Annotated in this window: 1 protein-coding gene; it reads left to right on the top strand. The window is 68.7% G+C overall.

Translation table 11 applies throughout. The annotated features are described in order from the left end of the window. A partial coding sequence (locus AC0ZWN_RS28885; protein ID WP_476337720.1) for a thiolase family protein occupies positions 1-409 on the top strand: 409 nt, incomplete at both ends.

Genomic DNA, 409 nt, shown 5'->3' on the forward strand with positions numbered 1-409 from the left:
TCGATGCGGTCGGCGCCGCTGGCCGCGCCATCCGCGCCGGCGAGATCGATTTCGCGATCGCGGGCGGCGTCGAATCGATGACGCGCGCACCGTTCGTGATGGGCAAGGCCGCGGAAGCCTTCTCGCGCTCGTCCGATATCTATGACACCACGATCGGCTGGCGCTTCATCAATCCGCTGATGAAGGCGCAGTACGGCGTCGATGCGATGCCGGAGACCGGCGAGAACGTCGCCGAGGAATTCCAGGTGTCGCGCGCCGATCAGGACGCGATGGCGATCCGCTCGCAGCAGCGCGCCGGCGCGGCGATCGCGTCGGGCTATTTCGCCGAGGAGATCGTCCCGGTCCAGGTGCCCGGCGGCAAGGCCGGCCCGATCACCGTCGACAAGGACGAGCATCCGCGTCCCGAGAC

The sequence above is a fragment of the Pseudomonas sp. 3B-A001-10F genome (assembly GCF_056313565.1).